Annotated in this window: 12 protein-coding genes and 1 pseudogene; 6 read left to right on the top strand and 7 right to left on the bottom strand. The window is 68.9% G+C overall.

Annotation, left to right across the window (positions count from 1 at the left end; all coding sequences use genetic code 11):
- Positions 1-46: 46 nt before the first annotated feature.
- Positions 47-970 carry an ABC transporter permease gene (locus E0H45_RS24585; RefSeq protein ID WP_238155240.1) on the top strand — a complete coding sequence of 308 codons (924 nt, stop codon included), beginning with the start codon at positions 47-49 and terminating at the stop codon, positions 968-970.
- Here the strand turns inward: E0H45_RS24585 and E0H45_RS24580 are convergent.
- Positions 956-2,227 carry an MATE family efflux transporter gene (locus E0H45_RS24580; protein ID WP_131341420.1) on the bottom strand — a complete coding sequence of 424 codons (1,272 nt, stop codon included), beginning with the start codon at positions 2,225-2,227 and terminating at the stop codon, positions 956-958. The two genes, E0H45_RS24585 and E0H45_RS24580, sit on opposite strands and share 15 nt — an antisense overlap.
- A gap of 92 nt (positions 2,228-2,319) precedes the next feature.
- On the opposite strand from E0H45_RS24580, the gene E0H45_RS24575 reads away from it, so the two are divergent.
- Entirely contained in the window at positions 2,320-4,998 is a 2,679-nt protein-coding gene (locus E0H45_RS24575; RefSeq protein WP_238155239.1) for an alpha-(1->3)-arabinofuranosyltransferase domain-containing protein, read from the top strand.
- On the opposite strand, the gene E0H45_RS24570 is transcribed toward E0H45_RS24575, so the two are convergent.
- The 3 genes from E0H45_RS24570 to E0H45_RS24560 are packed head-to-tail and all read right to left on the bottom strand — an operon-like array spanning position 4,905 to position 7,540.
- Positions 4,905-5,942 carry an acyltransferase family protein gene (locus tag E0H45_RS24570; RefSeq protein WP_131341417.1) on the bottom strand — a complete coding sequence of 346 codons (1,038 nt, stop codon included), beginning with the start codon at positions 5,940-5,942 and terminating at the stop codon, positions 4,905-4,907. The genes E0H45_RS24575 and E0H45_RS24570 overlap by 94 nt on opposite strands.
- Complete coding sequence (locus E0H45_RS24565) at positions 5,939-6,739, bottom strand: class I SAM-dependent methyltransferase (RefSeq protein WP_131341414.1); 801 nt, start codon at positions 6,737-6,739, stop codon at positions 5,939-5,941. Before E0H45_RS24565 ends, E0H45_RS24570 begins: the two co-directional genes overlap by 4 nt.
- Before the next feature lie 48 nt (positions 6,740-6,787).
- Positions 6,788-7,540 (bottom strand): MerR family transcriptional regulator, encoded by a 753-nt coding sequence (locus tag E0H45_RS24560; protein WP_131341412.1) that lies wholly within the window; start codon positions 7,538-7,540, stop codon positions 6,788-6,790.
- A gap of 97 nt (positions 7,541-7,637) precedes the next feature.
- Between E0H45_RS24560 and E0H45_RS24555 the strand changes: the two genes are divergently transcribed.
- From E0H45_RS24555 to E0H45_RS24545, 3 genes are all read left to right on the top strand, one after another.
- Positions 7,638-8,522, top strand: a complete 885-nt coding sequence (locus tag E0H45_RS24555; protein ID WP_131341409.1) for a phosphotransferase family protein — start codon at positions 7,638-7,640, stop codon at positions 8,520-8,522.
- 250 nt (positions 8,523-8,772) lie between these two features.
- A complete protein-coding gene (rpsA, locus tag E0H45_RS24550; RefSeq protein ID WP_131341406.1) occupies positions 8,773-10,260 on the top strand; it encodes a 30S ribosomal protein S1 in 1,488 nt (495 codons plus the stop codon).
- Positions 10,261-10,470: 210 nt separating this feature from the next.
- Positions 10,471-11,793, top strand: coding sequence for a vanadium-dependent haloperoxidase (locus tag E0H45_RS24545; RefSeq protein WP_165546583.1), 1,323 nt, complete (start codon positions 10,471-10,473; stop codon positions 11,791-11,793).
- Here E0H45_RS24545 and E0H45_RS43680 read toward each other — a convergent pair.
- The 3 genes and pseudogenes from E0H45_RS43680 to E0H45_RS24535 all read right to left on the bottom strand — a co-directional run bounded on the left by E0H45_RS43680 (position 11,708) and on the right by E0H45_RS24535 (position 14,554).
- Positions 11,708-12,562 (bottom strand): tetratricopeptide repeat protein, encoded by an 855-nt coding sequence (locus E0H45_RS43680; protein ID WP_272949011.1) that lies wholly within the window; start codon positions 12,560-12,562, stop codon positions 11,708-11,710. The two genes, E0H45_RS24545 and E0H45_RS43680, sit on opposite strands and share 86 nt — an antisense overlap.
- Before the next feature lie 1,338 nt (positions 12,563-13,900).
- Positions 13,901-14,236: pseudogene (locus E0H45_RS43975) on the bottom strand (AfsR/SARP family transcriptional regulator); the annotation flags it as partial.
- A 15-nt stretch (positions 14,237-14,251) separates the two neighbouring features.
- Complete coding sequence (locus E0H45_RS24535) at positions 14,252-14,554, bottom strand: AfsR/SARP family transcriptional regulator (RefSeq protein WP_165546582.1); 303 nt, start codon at positions 14,552-14,554, stop codon at positions 14,252-14,254.
- Positions 14,555-14,685: 131 nt separating this feature from the next.
- Here E0H45_RS24535 and coaE point away from each other — a divergent pair, with 131 nt between their 5' ends.
- Positions 14,686-15,303 carry a dephospho-CoA kinase gene (gene coaE, locus E0H45_RS24530; RefSeq protein ID WP_131341396.1) on the top strand — a complete coding sequence of 206 codons (618 nt, stop codon included), beginning with the start codon at positions 14,686-14,688 and terminating at the stop codon, positions 15,301-15,303.
- Positions 15,304-15,420 lie beyond the last annotated feature (117 nt).

The raw sequence follows: 15,420 nt of genomic DNA, 5'->3' as shown, positions 1-15,420 counted from the left end.
TGAGACAAGGTCGTCGGTGCGGTCGGCCGGCCACAAGCGCACTCGGGTGGCGAAGTCCAGGGTCGGCCTCGGGCTGCGGATCCGCAGGAACTGGCAGCTGTACGCGATGCTCGCGCTGCCGCTGATCTGGCTGGCCATCTTCGCGTACTGGCCGATGTACGGCGTGATCATCGCGTTCAAGGACTACAACGTGGTGTCCGGGATCTGGGGCAGCCCCTGGGCCGGGATGAAGTACTTCGACCGGTTCGTGGAGTCGTACCAGTTCTGGCGGCTGATCAAGAACACCGTGTATCTGCACGTCTACGAACTGGTCGCGACGTTCCCGTTGCCGATCATCCTCGCGCTGTGCCTGAACACGGTTCGGAAGAAGTGGTTCAGCCGCACGACGCAGCTGATCACCTACGCGCCGCACTTCATCTCGACAGTGGTCGTGGTCGGTCTGCTCGTGGTCCTGACCAGTCCGAACACCGGTGTGACGAACAAGCTGATCGGGTTGTTCGGGTTCGGTCCGACCGATGTCATGGGCGACTCGGGGATGTTCCGGCATCTCTTCGTCTGGTCGGGCGCGTGGCAGACGATGGGATTCGCAGCGATCATCTACCTGGCCGCGCTGACCAGCGTGCCGCCGGAGCTGCACGAGGCGGCGATCGTGGACGGGGCGTCCCGGTTGCGGCGGATGTGGCACATCGATCTGCCGGCGATCGTGCCGGTCGCGGTGATCCTGCTGATCCTGGACATCGGCCGGATCCTGTCCGTCGGCTTCGAGAAGGTGCTGCTGATGCAGAACAGCCTGAATCTCGACGTAGCGGAGGTGATCGATACCTACGTCTACAAGATCGGCCTGGCCTCGTCCGTCCCACAGTTCAGTTATGCGACCGCGATCGGGCTGTTCAGATCGGTGATCGGGCTGGTGTTGCTGGTGCTGGCGAACACGTTCGCCCGGCGGTTCGCGAAGTCAAGCTTGTGGTGATTCGGCGGCCTGGCGGTGCAGTCCTGCCGCCAGGCCTGCCGACAGCAGGAGCGCGCAGGTGCTGGTCATCGCGGCCAGCACCTTCACGCCGTCCAGGCCGGTCGCGATGCCGGTGCCGAGAATGACCCCGGCGGCCACCGCGAGCACCACCAGACCGAGCCAGATCGCCAGCGCGGCGCGCTTCTCCTGCTGCGCGATTGCGGCGTACACGACCAGCTGCAGTACGGCGTACGCGGAGCCGGAGACTGCGAACAGCCAGGTGTAGGGGCCGAGGGGTGCGTACTTCTCCTCGCCGCCGATGATCGCGACGACCAGATCGGGAAGGATCAGGGTGCCGATGACCGTGCACACACCGAGACCCGCGACAGCCGCGATCGCCTTGCGCAGCCGCAGGGTGTCACCCGGCGCCTGTGCGAGGGTCGGGAACACCAGGACGATGACGAACTGCGGGAGGAACAGGCAGGCTTTCGCGATGATCACTCCGGCCGCGTAGTACCCGCTGTCCGTGCCGTCGAGCAATGCGCGGGCGAACAACACGTCGGCGTTGGCGAGCGCGAAGAACGCCAGCAGCGTGTGCGTGCCGTGCACGGTCTCCCGCAGTACCTCCTTGACCTGGTCCTTGGTCGCGCCGGTCGATCCGCGGAGCGCGATGCGGCCGATCACGACCGGTACGGCGGCGCCGAGCGCGAGACCGATCATCGCTGAGTCGAGCGTCGGACGGATGAGCAGTGCGCCGCCGCCCAGGACGAGGCGGCCGACACCGGTGGAGGTGTAGATCGCGGCCAGCTCGGTCCAGCGTTTGCTGCCCTGGAGGACGCCGAGCTGGGACCCCATCACCGTCAGGCAGCCGAGCGTCGGGGCGAGCAGCAGGATCGAGACCACCGAATCGATGTGCAGCAGCCACATGAACACCGGCGTGAGCACCAGGCAGACCGCGGTCAGTCCGAGCGCCGCGCGATTGCCTGCCTTCAGCATCGCGTCGGCCAGTTCTCCGGCGCCGGCACCGGAGTGTGTCGCGAGTTGGCGGGCGCCGGCTGCCTGCAGGCCGAGCGAGGCGACATTGCCGATCAGCAGCAGACCCAGCAAGGCCGTGAGGGCGCCGAACTGTTCCGGGGCGAGCCGGTGCGTGCCGATGAGCGTGAATCCGTAGGCGGCGACGTTCATGATCGCCATCGCTACGGCCACCACGGTGGCCCGCCGCAGGAACGCCAGGCGCTTGGCCTTCGGTGCATCGGCCGGAGTGATGCCAGACGTCATTTACGCTGCCTCGGATCGTGTGAGATTTGCCGGACCTCACGGTACGGCAACGATGCCGCCCAGGAGCCGCCGGATCCGTTAATGTCCGGCCGGTGAGGAGGCTGAAAGCTGGTAGTTCGGAGCAGGTCGTCTGGCGGGCACGGCTCGTCCTGGGATGCCTTGCTCTGATCGCTCTGTGCTTTCAGCGTGCTCCCGGCCAGATCGTTCCGGATCGCAGACTCGAGCTGACGGCCGGGCCGGGCGGGTTCCTGTCGCGCGCACTGCACCTGTGGGATCCGCACACTGCGTTCGGCCAACTGCAGAGTGACGCCTACGGCTACCTGTTTCCGATGGGGCCGTTCCACTGGTTGCTGGACACGCTGTCGGTGCCGGACTGGATCACGCAGCGCCTGTGGTGGTCGCTGGTCCTGTGCGTCGCGTTCCTCGGCATCTGGAAGCTCTGCAACGTCCTGCAGTACGGCGTGCCTTGGACACGGCTCGCCGTCGCACTGCTGTACGCCGTGGTTCCACTGGCGTTCGGCGGGCTCCCCATCGAGGTGTGGCCGCTGGCCATGGCCCCGTGGGTATTACTGCCACTCGTCTCACCAGGTGCCCGCTCCGGCTGGTGGCGGGTCAGCTGGTCGGCTGTCGCGTTTGCGCTGATCGGCGGCGCCAACCCGGTGGCCGGCGTCGCGACCCTCGTCGCACCGGCCGTCTGGCTCCTGGTGCGCGCGAGGGTGAAGCTGACTGTCGCGTGGCTGGGCTTCGTCGTCGCAGCGTCGATCTGGTGGCTGGTCCCACTGCTCATGCAGTTCCGGTACGGCGCTGCGCCGCAAAGCCCGCGCTGGATACCGGTCGCCGGTGCGGTGGTCGCAGTGCCGCTCGCACTGGCTGCGGCGCACTTCCTGCGCCGCCTGACCAACCTGTCCGTCACACGAGGCGTCCACCGCCGCGTCGTACCTGTTCTGGTCACCTGCCTGGCCGTGGCCGCCGCCCTGCCCGTGGTGCTTACCCGACCGGACGGGGCGTTCGCTGCGATCCCGCCGCACTGGGAGGACGCGGCCAGCTGGTTGGACGAGCAGACCACACCCGGCAGCGTGCTGGTCCTGTCCAGCTCCAGCGAACCGCTCGCTGCCCTCGTGAGCCGCCCACTGGCCGCGCTCACGAATGACATGCGGAGCCGTATCGACTCCGGCGTCGGTGACCCGGCGCTGCGTCAGGAGCTGACCCGCGACGGCGTCCGGTACGTCGTCGTACGGAACGACGTACCGGAAGGCACGCCGTCGCTGGCGATCCACGAGAGTCTGGCCGACTCCGGCATCGGACGGGTGGCGTACTTCGGCCCGCCTGGGCAGGCCCGCCTGCCGTACCCGAGCGTGGAGATCTACGACGTCGGGGCGACCACCCCAGGTCGGCTGATCCCTCGGTCCCGGCTCGTAGCGGTCGGCGGCACCGCTGACGACGTACCGACTGTGGTGACCGCGCTCGGTGGCCAGGGGGCTGCTGTACTGCGGGCAGACGCCAACGGCAAGCTGGACGGTCTGCCACTGATCGCGACCGACAGCCAGCAGACTGATCAGCAGCAGCCGAGTGCAGTGGTACTGCGGAACGCGCAGATCGGCAGGTCAGCCTGTCTGCACGTTGGCGCGCGGGCCTTGTGTGGCCAAGACCAGGCGAAGGACTCCGCCGAACCGAACGGCCTGTCCCGCATTGTGCAGCTCCCGCAGGCCGCGACGTACCAGCTCCGCGGGACGGCCCTGCCGCGGGACGGCGAGGCGCTCGAACGGCTGCTGTCGGTGCCGGGAGCGATCACCGCCACGGCGTCGTCGCGGGCGGTCGCCGCGCCGGAGGGACGGCCGAACGCGGCGGTCGACCGCGATCTCGGCACCGGCTGGCTGGCCGCGCCGGACGACCCGGCACCGAGCCTGACACTGAAGTTGCCTGCAGCAAGGGACGTGCAGGGGCTGCGGTTCCAGGCGTACCTGAACGGTTCGCGGCCGGCAGAGGTCGTGTTGCACTTCGACGGCGGTGCGACGCTCCCGGCCACGGTCGACGCCGGTGGGTACGTCCGGTTCGCGACGAGGCACGTGCGGACCGTCAGGATCGACTTCACCGCGACGAAGCCGCTGCAGGACGCGCGGACCAGTCCGGTCGGCGTGACCGAGGTCGAGGTTCTCGGTGCGGACGAACTGCGGAAGGCGGTCCCTCCGCAGCGCCGGGTTCCGGCGTACTGCGGCAACGGGCCGACGGTCCGCGTCGACGGCGTACCGGCGCGGACGCAGGTCGCGGCGACCATGCGGGATCTGCTGCAGCGGCGGCAGGTGGCGTTCGCCCTGTGTGGCCAGATGTCGACCATCCCGCTGCGGTCCGGCCTCCACCAGGTGGAGGTGCAGGCGAACGGGGGGCTGGTGCCGGTCGAGACCACGCTGGTGAAGGCGGGGTTCGGAGACGTGTCCGTGACGCCGGTGCAGGGTGTGGACGTCTGGCGTCCCAACCCGACCGAGCTGACGGTCGAGGTGCCGGATGCGGACGAGCAGTCCGTGCTGGCCGTCGCGCAGAACTACAACGAAGGCTGGGAGGCGTACGACGGCAGCGGCCAGAAGCTCACGCCGATCCGGATCGGCGGCTGGCAGCAGGGCTGGGTCCTGCCGGCCGGGCCGGAGCAGGTGGTCACGGCAAGCTTCATGCCGGACAGGACTTACCGCGCCGGGCTGCTGCTCGGGCTGGTTGCCTTGCTCTCGGTCTTGGCCACTGCCGCGTTCTTCACCACAGGACGTTCGACGAGGCGGTAGCTGACTGCTGCCAGGACGACAGAGGCCAGCAGAGTCACGGGCAGTTGTACGGCGAACGGACCGTCGATCAGGCCTAGTACGACGAACTGGTACGCCACAACGCCGTACGAGAGCTGTGCTGCGAGCTGCGCCGGTCGACCGCCCAGTACGCGGACTGTCCTGGCTGTAGGCGTCAGGACCGGGAAGAGGACACAGGCGACGACGACTGTGTAGAGCAGGCTCTTGATGAGCGCCTGCGCGGCTGTGGGGGTGGAGTGGTCGTACGGACCGGCGATCGGAGTCGCGGTGATCAGCAGGAGCGCTGCAGCGATTCCCCAGAGTGTGCCGGGGACTCTGGTCAGCATGTCGAGTGTTGACGGGCCGAGCCGACCTGTGGCGCGGGCGACCTGCCAGAGCGCCATACCCATGCCGACGGCGAACCAGCCGAGGTACCCGGGCAGCCAGAGCCCTGCCTCGGGGTGACCGGTTGCCATAACCGCGGCCATCCACACCGGTCCGAGCACGGTCAGCGCGACCAGGACCAGGAGCCGCCACCGGACACTGCGGCGGGTGGGACGCTCGTACCCGGTCAGCAGCCGCCCCAGACCGGGCAGGAGCAGGTAGAACGGGAGCGGCGTCAGGACGGCCCAGCGGAGGTAGGTGGTCGCCGGCTGTGGGACGAGGACGATCGACAGCACGACGGCGACCAACAGTGCCGGGAGGATGCGTAGTGCGCGGCTGCGCAGGTACGGGAGGGTGAGCGGGGGCAGGGTGCCGGAGAACCACGCCAGTACGTGCGGCCGGTAGAGCAGGAACCCGGACACTGCACAGAAGATGGCCCAGCCGACGTCCAGCCGGGACACGACCCCGGCGAACGGCGCATGCGTGTGCAGACCGACCTGTGACACCACCACTGCGAGTGCAGCTATCACTCGCAGTCCGTCCACTGCGGGGAATCGGGTCATGCGGTCTGTCCTTTGTGGGCGGTCCAGATGGCTGTGCCGGGGACGAGGGGGCCACGCTCGGGTCCCCAGCCGCCCCAGATGAGCCGGTGCCCGGCCGGCCATTCCGGTTCGAGCAGGTCGTCGACGACGAACCCGGAGCCGGTCAGCTCCCGGATCCAGTCGCCGGTCGTGCGGTGGTGCTCGGCGTACACCGGCGTGCCGGACGCGTCGACCTCGACGTACGGCGTCCGGTCGAAGTAGGAGTGGGTGATCCGCAGGCCGGCGGCCGACGGGTCGTCGGGCATCGTCCAGCGGAACGGGTGAGTCACCGAGAACACCAGCAGCCCCCCGGGCTTCAGGACGCGCGCGATCTCGTGGAACGCCGTACCGACGTCGGCCACGAACGGGAGCGCTCCGAAAGCGGAGCAGACGATGTCGAAGGTGCTGTCGCGGTAGGGGAGTGCGACAGCGTCAGCGGCCACCGTGCGGACCGCCGTGCCGGTGCGTACGTCGAGTTCTTGAGCGATCCGGAGCTGCTCGATCGAGATGTCGAAGGCAACCACATCGGCGCCCTGCCCGGCGAGCCAGCGCGAGCACTGGGCCGCACCGCAGCCGACCTCGAGGATCCGCTTGCCGCGGACCGGCCCGAGCAACTGGGCCGCCTCCTCGTCGACGCCCTCCGGACACCAGACGAACCGGTCGTCACCGAGGAAGTCGCCGTGCTCGACCAGGTACTCAGCCGCGACCCCGTCCCAATAGGTCCGGCTGGCACGTGACGTCTGAGCTTCCGTCAGCTCAACCCTCCGCGGCTCGACCACCGGCTTACCCTAGAGGACCCCGGAGTCTGCAGCCTCCGAGGTCCTGGATCAGCTCTCCAGCTTGCTGTCGGCGTAGACGGTCATGGCGTCGCGCATGTACTCGACCAATGCGTCGTCGCCACTGCCGATGTTCTGGCGGAACCGCTCGTCGTCGACGTACATCTGCCCGAGGCCCTTGTACGCCTCACGTGTCGGCGTCCAGAACAGACAGGTGACCTCGTGGTGCAGCTGGATCAGCTCCTGCACACTCAGCTCGGTCACTGCGACCCCTTCCGCCTTCAGCGCGGCCAGCCCTTCGTGGACGCGGGGGTAGCCCGTCCGGGCCTTCTCGGCGTCCGCCTCGGTCCAGCCGCGCATCCGCTGGTAGCTCGCATCCACTGCTTCGTCGCCCCAGCGCTCGCGCGCTTCGGCCTCGTACGGGTTGCGCTCGAATCCTTCGAAGACCTTGTCCGGTGACATCTCTCCTCCTCTCTTCAAGTTGTCGATGGTGGCGTCGACGGTCTGCACCAGCCGGCCAAGGCGCAGTTGCTCCTTGACCAGCCACTCCTTGTGCTTGGCGAGCACCTCGATCGCGTCCTGCTCGTCGCGGTGCGCGATTACCTCGCCCACCACGTCCAGACTCAGCCCGAGGTCCCGGAGCAGGAGGATCTGCTGCAACCGCAACAGCTGCTCCTGCTCGTAGTACCGCCGGCCGTTGGGCGCGACCCGGGCCGGCATCAGCAGGCCGATGGAGTGGTAGTGCCGGAGCGTGCGGGAGGTGACACCGGAGGACCGGGCCACCTGCGCGATCGACCACGCCATCGAACTGCTCCTTTCCGTCGACGTCCCCGACGGTAGATGTTGCCGCTACGTCAACTTCAAGCCGATTTGTCCAAGGGATGCGGCAGGATGCGGAGGCATGAGCGATTTCGCGGCCAGTGCCGTTCCGCTGACCGGTGGGTACGGCGGGCAGACGTTCGCGGTGAGCGCCGGCGACGAGGACGCGGTCATCAAGTTCTACGTGCGGGACCCGGAGCGGTCCGCCGTCGACGCCTCGCTGCTCGAGTTGGTGCGCGGACTGCTGCCGGTGCCGCGGGTGCTGGATCTCAAGCGCGAGGGGTCCTTCGAGGATCCGCCGTACCTGCTGACCGAGCGACTGCCGGGGATCAACCTGCAGGTCTTCCTCGAGTCGGCGACGGAGGAGCAGCGGCGACGGGTCGGGACGCAGCTGGGAGAGCTGCTGGCGCGGCTGAGCGGGATGCCGTTCCTGCAGTCCGGGATGTTCCGCGGCGGTGAGCTGACGGTCGAGCCGTTCGGGTTCGGCGACCTGACGGAGTACGTCGCGGGGCTCCGGCTCGGGTTCGACGACCGGCAGCGGGAGGGTTTCGCGGCGGTCGTCGACGAGGCGGAGGACGTGCTGGCCGACGGCGTGCACCGGGTCTGCCTCGTGCACAGCGACTTCAATCCGAAGAACCTGCTGGTCGACCCGGAGACGGCGTCGATCACCGGGTTGATCGACTGGGAGTTCGCCCACGCCGGTTCGCCGTACGCCGATCTGGGCAACCTGCTCCGCTTCTCGGAGGACCAGGTCCTGGCCGCGGCCGTACTGGACGCGCTCCGGGGAATGGGGCTGGGGGAGCGGCTGGTGGACCTCGGTCGGGCGGCCGATCTGTGGGCGCTGCTGGACCTCGCGGAGCGGGCCGCTGAGCACGAGGTCGCGGCGGCCGCGCACCGTCTGGTCTCCCGAATGGCGGACACGGGCACGCTGGCCGGGGGCCGTCCGGCGTTCGGCGTCGTACATTGAGATCAGTGGCACGTCGGGAGACCTCGGCGGGCGGCCGGTCGGCACCGGGTGCCCCAGGTTGTGCTGTCTCCGTCAAGACCGGTATTCTGTGAGATGCGCTATGGGCCCGCGCGACCTCGGACGGAGCAGGCTCGTGCTCGCAGCAGTCGGTGGTGAATCTGTGCTCTTCAGGCAATCCAGCGGTTTGATGCGATCCAACGGTTCATGACGCGACCGCACAACACCACCAGTCCACGGAGCAACCCACCACATGACGGCCAGCATCGAGGCACCTCTCGACCCCGCAGTACGCACCACCCCGCAGGTAGCGGTCAATGACATCGGGTCGGAGGAAGACTTCCTCGCGGCGATCGATCAGACCATCAAGTACTTCAACGACGGCGACATCGTCGAGGGCACCATCGTCAAGGTCGACCGGGACGAGGTCCTGCTCGACATCGGTTACAAGACCGAAGGCGTAATCCCCTCCCGCGAGCTGTCGATCAAGCACGACGTCGACCCGAACGAGGTCGTCAACGTCGGCGATCACGTCGAGGCCCTGGTTCTCCAGAAGGAGGACAAGGAAGGCCGTCTGATCCTCTCGAAGAAGCGCGCCCAGTACGAGAAGGCCTGGGGCACGATCGAGAAGATCAAGGAAGAGGACGGCGTCGTCACCGGCACCGTCATCGAGGTCGTCAAGGGTGGCCTCATCCTGGACATCGGCCTGCGTGGCTTCCTGCCCGCCTCGCTCGTCGAGATGCGCCGGGTCCGCGACCTCCAGCCGTACGTCGGCCAGGAGATCGAGGCCAAGATCATCGAGCTGGACAAGAACCGCAACAACGTGGTCCTGTCCCGCCGGGCGTGGCTGGAGCAGACGCAGTCCGAGGTGCGGATGAACTTCCTCACCCAGCTGCAGAAGGGCCAGATCCGCAAGGGTGTCGTCTCCTCGATCGTCAACTTCGGTGCGTTCGTGGACCTCGGCGGCGTCGACGGTCTGGTGCACGTCTCGGAGCTGTCCTGGAAGCACATCGACCACCCGACCGAGGTCGTCGAGGTCGGCCAGGAGGTCACGGTCGAGGTGCTGGACGTCGACATGGACCGCGAGCGCGTCTCGCTGTCGCTGAAGGCGACCCAGGAAGACCCGTGGCAGCAGTTCGCCCGGACCCACCAGATGGGCCAGATCGTGCCCGGCAAGGTCACCAAGCTGGTTCCGTTCGGTGCGTTCGTCCGCGTGGAGGAGGGCATCGAGGGTCTGGTGCACATCTCCGAGCTGGCCGAGCGGCACGTCGAGATCCCGGAGCAGGTCGTCCAGGTCAACGACGACGTCATGGTCAAGATCATCGACATCGACCTGGAGCGGCGCCGGATCTCGCTGTCGCTCAAGCAGGCCAACGAGGGTGTCGACCCGGTCTCGGACGACTTCGACCCGACGCTCTACGGCATGTCGGCGACGTACGACGACCAGGGCAACTACATCTACCCGGAGGGCTTCGACCCGGAGACGGGCGAGTGGCTCGAGGGCTTCGACGCGCAGCGCGAGGAGTGGGAGCGGCAGTACGCCGAGGCCCACACGCGCTGGGAGGCCCACAAGAAGCAGATCGAGGACGCCAAGACGGCGGACGTCGAGGCCGGCGAGGCGTCGACGTACTCCTCGGCCTCCGGCGGCTCTGCCCCGAAGGACGACGCTCCCGTCGAGGGTGCGCTCGCTTCCGACGAGGCACTGCAGGCGCTTCGCGAGAAGCTGACCGGCCAGGGCTGACCCGGTAGCAGTAGTACCCGAGACCCCCGCATCCCCCGTACTGGATGCGGGGGTCTCGCACGTCTACGACGCATTGACCGTCGCGGTGGCGGCTCATAGCGTCGGGACAAGGCCCGTGATCCGATGCTCCGGGCCTGTCTCAAGGGGGGCCCTTTCGTGGCCAGAAAACGCAGTGTCCTGTCCCGCGCCAGACTCGCAGCCGGAGCGATTGTGCTGCTTGCACTGCTCGCACCGGCCAACGGCGCCGCCGACGCTGCACCGAGCCGCCCAGTCGCGACCAGTGACAACGCGGTGGTCCGGTGGAACACCACCGCAGCGACCGCCGCACTGGCCACTCATCTCGCGCCGACCGACAATCCGCTGCACGAGTCGCGCATGTACGCGATGATGCACATCGCCATCCACGATGCGCTGAATGCCATCCAACCGCGCTCACAGGCCTATGCATTCCACGGCCGTGCGCGGGGCGCGTCCCCGGAGGCCGCCGTTGCCGCTGCCGCGAGGACAGCGCTGGTCGGTGCGCTGACGGACCTCACCCCACCGTTCACCGACACGAGCGCCGCCATCGCCGGCGTCGAGACGGCGTACACCTCGGAACTGGCGACGATTCCGGACAGCGCCGCGAAGCTGGCCGGTGTCGCGCTCGGCAAGAAGTCGGCGTACACCATCCTTGCCAAGCGTGCGGACGACGGGGCGTCCGAGGTGCCGCTGGTGGTCGCCGACTTCCCGCAAGGCGTCGATCCCGGCGAGTACCGGTTCACTCCTGGTACGCCGTTCGCCTTCGCCCCCACGTGGGGAGAGGTGCGGCCCTTCGCGCTCCGCTCGGCCAAGCAGTTCCCGGTGGCACCGCCGCTCGCGCTCGACTCGGCCGAGTACGCCGCCGACTACAACGAGGTGAAACGTCTGGGCGGCGACGGCGTGACCACGCCCAGCGCCCGGACCGCCGACGAGACCGAGATGGCCAGGTTCTGGGTGGAGAGCTCGCCGTTGCTGTGGAACCGGCTTGCCCGCCAGTTGGCAACCGGCCGGCACCTGGATCTCTGGCAGAGCGCGCGCCTGTTCGGCCTGCTCGATCTGGCCCTGACCGACGGCTACATCGCGACCTTCGCCGTGAAGTACAAGCTGCTGTTCTGGCGGCCGGTGACCGCGATCCAGCTGGGCGCAACGGACGGCAACGACGCGACTGCGCCGGACCCGACCTGGACCCCGCTGGTGACCACACCGCCGATCCCCGATCACGACTCCGGCCACAGCGTCGAGGGTGGTGCGGCGGCCGCCGTACTTCGCGGGTTCTTCAAGACCGACCGGATGGACTTCTCGCTGTGCAGCTTCACCGTGTTGCCCGGTAGCACCTGCACCGACGCCAACCCGGTGGTGCGTCACTTCACCAGGTTCTCGCAGGCTTCTGCCGAGAACGCCCGCTCACGAGTGCTGGTCGGGTTCCATTTCAAGCACGCCACGACCGAAGGCGAGAACCACGGAACGAAGATCGGTCAGCTGGTGGTCCGCAATTACCTGCAACCCCGCCACTAGCCGGACTGGCCTCCCGCACTCTGAACGGGCGCGGGAGGCTGGTGGCGGTGAGGAGTTGGGTCAGGGTCGTGCGGTTCAGATTGTCGGCGCCTGGCATTCCGGTCTCGTCGAGGATGTCCAGGGCGAGCTGCCAGTGGTGGTGGGCTTCTGTGACGCTGTCGCGGGAGTGCAGGGCCTGGCCCAGGTGGGTCAGTGCGCAGACCTCTGACCAGCGGTCGTCCAGGTCGCGGCTGAGGTCCAACGCCTCTGAGGCGATCCGCTCGGCGTCGTCGTGGTCGCCCTGGCCGAGTAGCGCGGTGGCGAGGGTGTTGAGTGCGAAAGCCTCGGCGCGGCGCTCGCCGGCGACACGGTTCAGCGCGACCGCCTCGCGCGCTGCCACGACCGCTTCGTGGTGACGGTCGGCGAGCAGGTAGGTCTCGGCGATGTTCGCTTGGTTCCGGGCGACTCCGGCGGTGTCGTTCAGCGGCTCGAGAACGTCGATCGCCGCGCGGTGGTGCCGAACGGACGCGTCGGTGTCACCCCAGCGGCGATACAGCCGGCCCAGGTCGGTCAGCGCCGAGCCCCGGCCGTGGTCATTGCCGAGCAACTCGAACAGCCGCAGCGCCTCGTCGAGGTGCTTGCAGGCCCGGTCCAAGTCGGAGCGGAACAGGTACGCGCGACCGACGGCGTGCGCCGTCACCGCCTCGGCGTCGCCATCGCCCGTAAGGCGAGCGGCGTCGAGCGCCAGGCACTGGATCTCGAACAGGTCGTCAAGGGCGCGCAGGTACATGAGGTACGGCCAGAGCGCATGCGCGAGCCGGTACGCCGCTCGATCGTGCCCCTGCTCGACCGCGGTGCGGACCGCGGCGACCAGGCCCTGCCGCTCGTCGGTGAACCAGTCGACGGCCTGCCGCGCGGTCTCGAAGACCATCGGCTCGACACCTGCTGCAGGCGTGCCGAAATCGAGGAGCGGTTCAGACTTCTCCAGCGCGACCTTGCCGTTCAGCGCCGAATGCGCGTACCAGTCCAGCAGTCGCGTCTGCGCTGCGGTGCTCTCCGCCGCGTCGTCGAGCTCCTGCACGAGCCGGACGGCGTACTCAGCCAGCAGATCGTGCAGCTGGTACCTCTCTCTGGGCTGCTCGAGCAGATGCGCGCCGACGAGCTGGCCGAGGGCCTGTCGCGTCTCCTCGGGCGGTACGGCGAGCAGCGCGCTGACGGCCTCCAGACTCGTGTCGGGACCCGGATGCAGCCCGAGCACGCGGAAGGCGCGGGCAGGCTGTGAGTCGAGTACGTCGTACGACCAGCCGAAGACTGCCCGCAGCGCGCCGTCGGCGTCCTCACCGACGTCCAGCAGCGCCAGCCGGTCCGGATGCTGCTCGAGCTCGGTGGACAACGCCTGCACGCTCCCGGCCGGGTCCCGGGTGAGGCGCTCCGCGGCAATGGCCAGCGCCAGCGGGAGGTGGCCGCACAGCCGCGTCAGCTCGGCCAGCTCCGCCGTGTCGTGGCGAACGTCGTGGGCAGCTAGGACCCGCGTGAGGTACGCCGCCGCGTCGTCCTCACTGAACGGCTCCAGCGGCACGCGGTGCGCACCTTCCCGGGCGGCGAGGGACCTGAGCTGGCTGCGGCTGGTGACCAGCACCAGACCGGCCGAGCCCGGAATCAGCGGTCGCACCTGGTCGGCGTCCCGGGCGTTGTCCAGTACGACGAGCACCTCGCGGCCGGCCAGGACGCTTCGGAGCAGGGCTGCCCGCGCCTGCCGGCCATCCGGGATCTGAGCACCGGTCAGGCCGAGACCTCGCAGCAGCAGATCCAGTGCGGTGTCCGGATCTAGCGGCCGGTCAGGCCCGTAGCCCTGCAGGTTCAGGTACAGCTGACCGTCCGGGAACCGGTCCGCTGCCCGATGCGCCCAGTGCAGAGCCAGCGCGGTCTTGCCCACTCCGCCCGGCCCGTGCACGGCAACGATCGTCGGAGCGCTCGACGCCCGCGGCGCCGAGCTCAGACGGTCGAGCTCGGCGAGCGTCGCCGCCCGGCCGGTGAAGCCCCCTGGAGCAGGCGGGAGCTGGCGAGGGGTCATCGCGCTCTGCTTGGGCGCCAACTGCCGGGGCTGTGTCGCCGCGAGCAGCTGAGCGTGCAGGGCACGCAGCTGCTCATCAGGATCGGTTCCCAGCTCGTCGGCGAGCCGGCGGCGCAGTTCCTCGTACTGCGTCAACGCGTCGGCCGGACGGCCGCACTTGGCGAGCACGGTCAGCAGCCGCAGCCAGAGCGACTCGCGGAGCGGGTAGGCCGCTGCGAGCTCCCGCAGCTCCGGCAAAGCTTGCTCGTGCTTCCCCGCGGCGAGGTCGAGGTCGAGCCGTCGCTCGACGGCGGACAGGTACGTTTCGGTCAGCCTGGGCGTCTGGAGCTGGTCGAGCCATTCCGAGTCGACCCCGCCGAACGGCTCGCCGCGCCACAGCGCGAGCGCTGCCGTGAGCCGGTCCCGTTACTCGCCGGGGTCGTCCAAGCGGCTCGCCGCCTCGACCAGCTGCCCGAACCGGGACGCGTCCACCTGTCCGCTGGCGATGCGCAGCGCGTAACTGCTGCCGATCAACTCGATGTCTGCCTCCGGTCCGAGCAGCCGGCGCAGCCGGAACACCAACGACTGCACGCTCGGCCGGAGGTTCTCGGGCGGGTCGGTGCCCCAGACGCGACGGCCGATGGCGTCCACGGTGACTGGCTCCGGCGCGGCGAGGGCGAGCACCGCCAGCAGGGTCCGGGGGCGCCCGGTCAGGCGCGCGACGGGCACGCCGTCACGAATCACCTCAACCGGTCCCAGTAGCCGGATCTCCACGCCGTGCCCCCTCGATAGCCTGCCCCTTCGATTGTCCGGCCCGGAGGGCTCAACTGCTGCCCGAACCGGGTCGGTAGGCTGCGACGGTGCTGAGAGTGGGACTGACTGGCGGTATCGGTGCCGGGAAGAGCGCGGTGTCGTCGCGGCTGGCCGCGCGGGGTGCCGTGGTGATCGACTCCGATGTGCTCGCGCGGGAGGTGGTCGCGCGGGGGACCGACGGTCTCGCGGAGGTGGTCGCGGCGTTCGGTCCCGGCGTACTGACGGCCGACGGTGAGCTGGACCGGCCGGCGCTCGGGAAGATCGTGTTCGGCGACGAGACCGCCCGCCGGAAGCTGGAGGCGATCATCCACCCCCGGGTCCGGGCGCGGGCTGCCGAGATCGAGGCCGATGCGGCGGCGGACGCGATCGTGGTGCACGACATCCCGCTGCTCGTCGAGACCGGTCAGGCGGACCGGTTCGACCTGGTGCTGGTGGTCGACGTACCGCTGGAGGTCCAGGTGCAGCGGCTGACCGCGCAGCGCGGAATGACTGACGAGGAAGCGAAACAGCGGATCGCGAGCCAGGCATCCCGGGACGACCGGCTCGCGGTCGCGGACGTGGTGGTCGGCAACTCCGGCAGCCTGGCCGACCTGGATCGCCGCCTGGACGAGGTGTGGGCCACACTCCAACAGCGCCAAGGCCACGGTCCGGACACGAAAAGGTGACCCTTGCGCGGGAAATGATGAATCCGGGACCGCCTGTACGAGAATCTGTCCCGGTTCGGCCCGAGGTGTGTTTCAGGCCGGACACGGTCGGCGCACCTCCGTGCCGGTCCGAACGTC

Origin of the sequence: Kribbella soli, from assembly GCF_004331345.1 — a bacterium.
Classification (GTDB): domain Bacteria; phylum Actinomycetota; class Actinomycetes; order Propionibacteriales; family Kribbellaceae; genus Kribbella; species Kribbella soli.
Note: the sequence above shows the minus strand (reverse complement) of the source record. Positions and strands in the feature narration are given on the sequence as shown.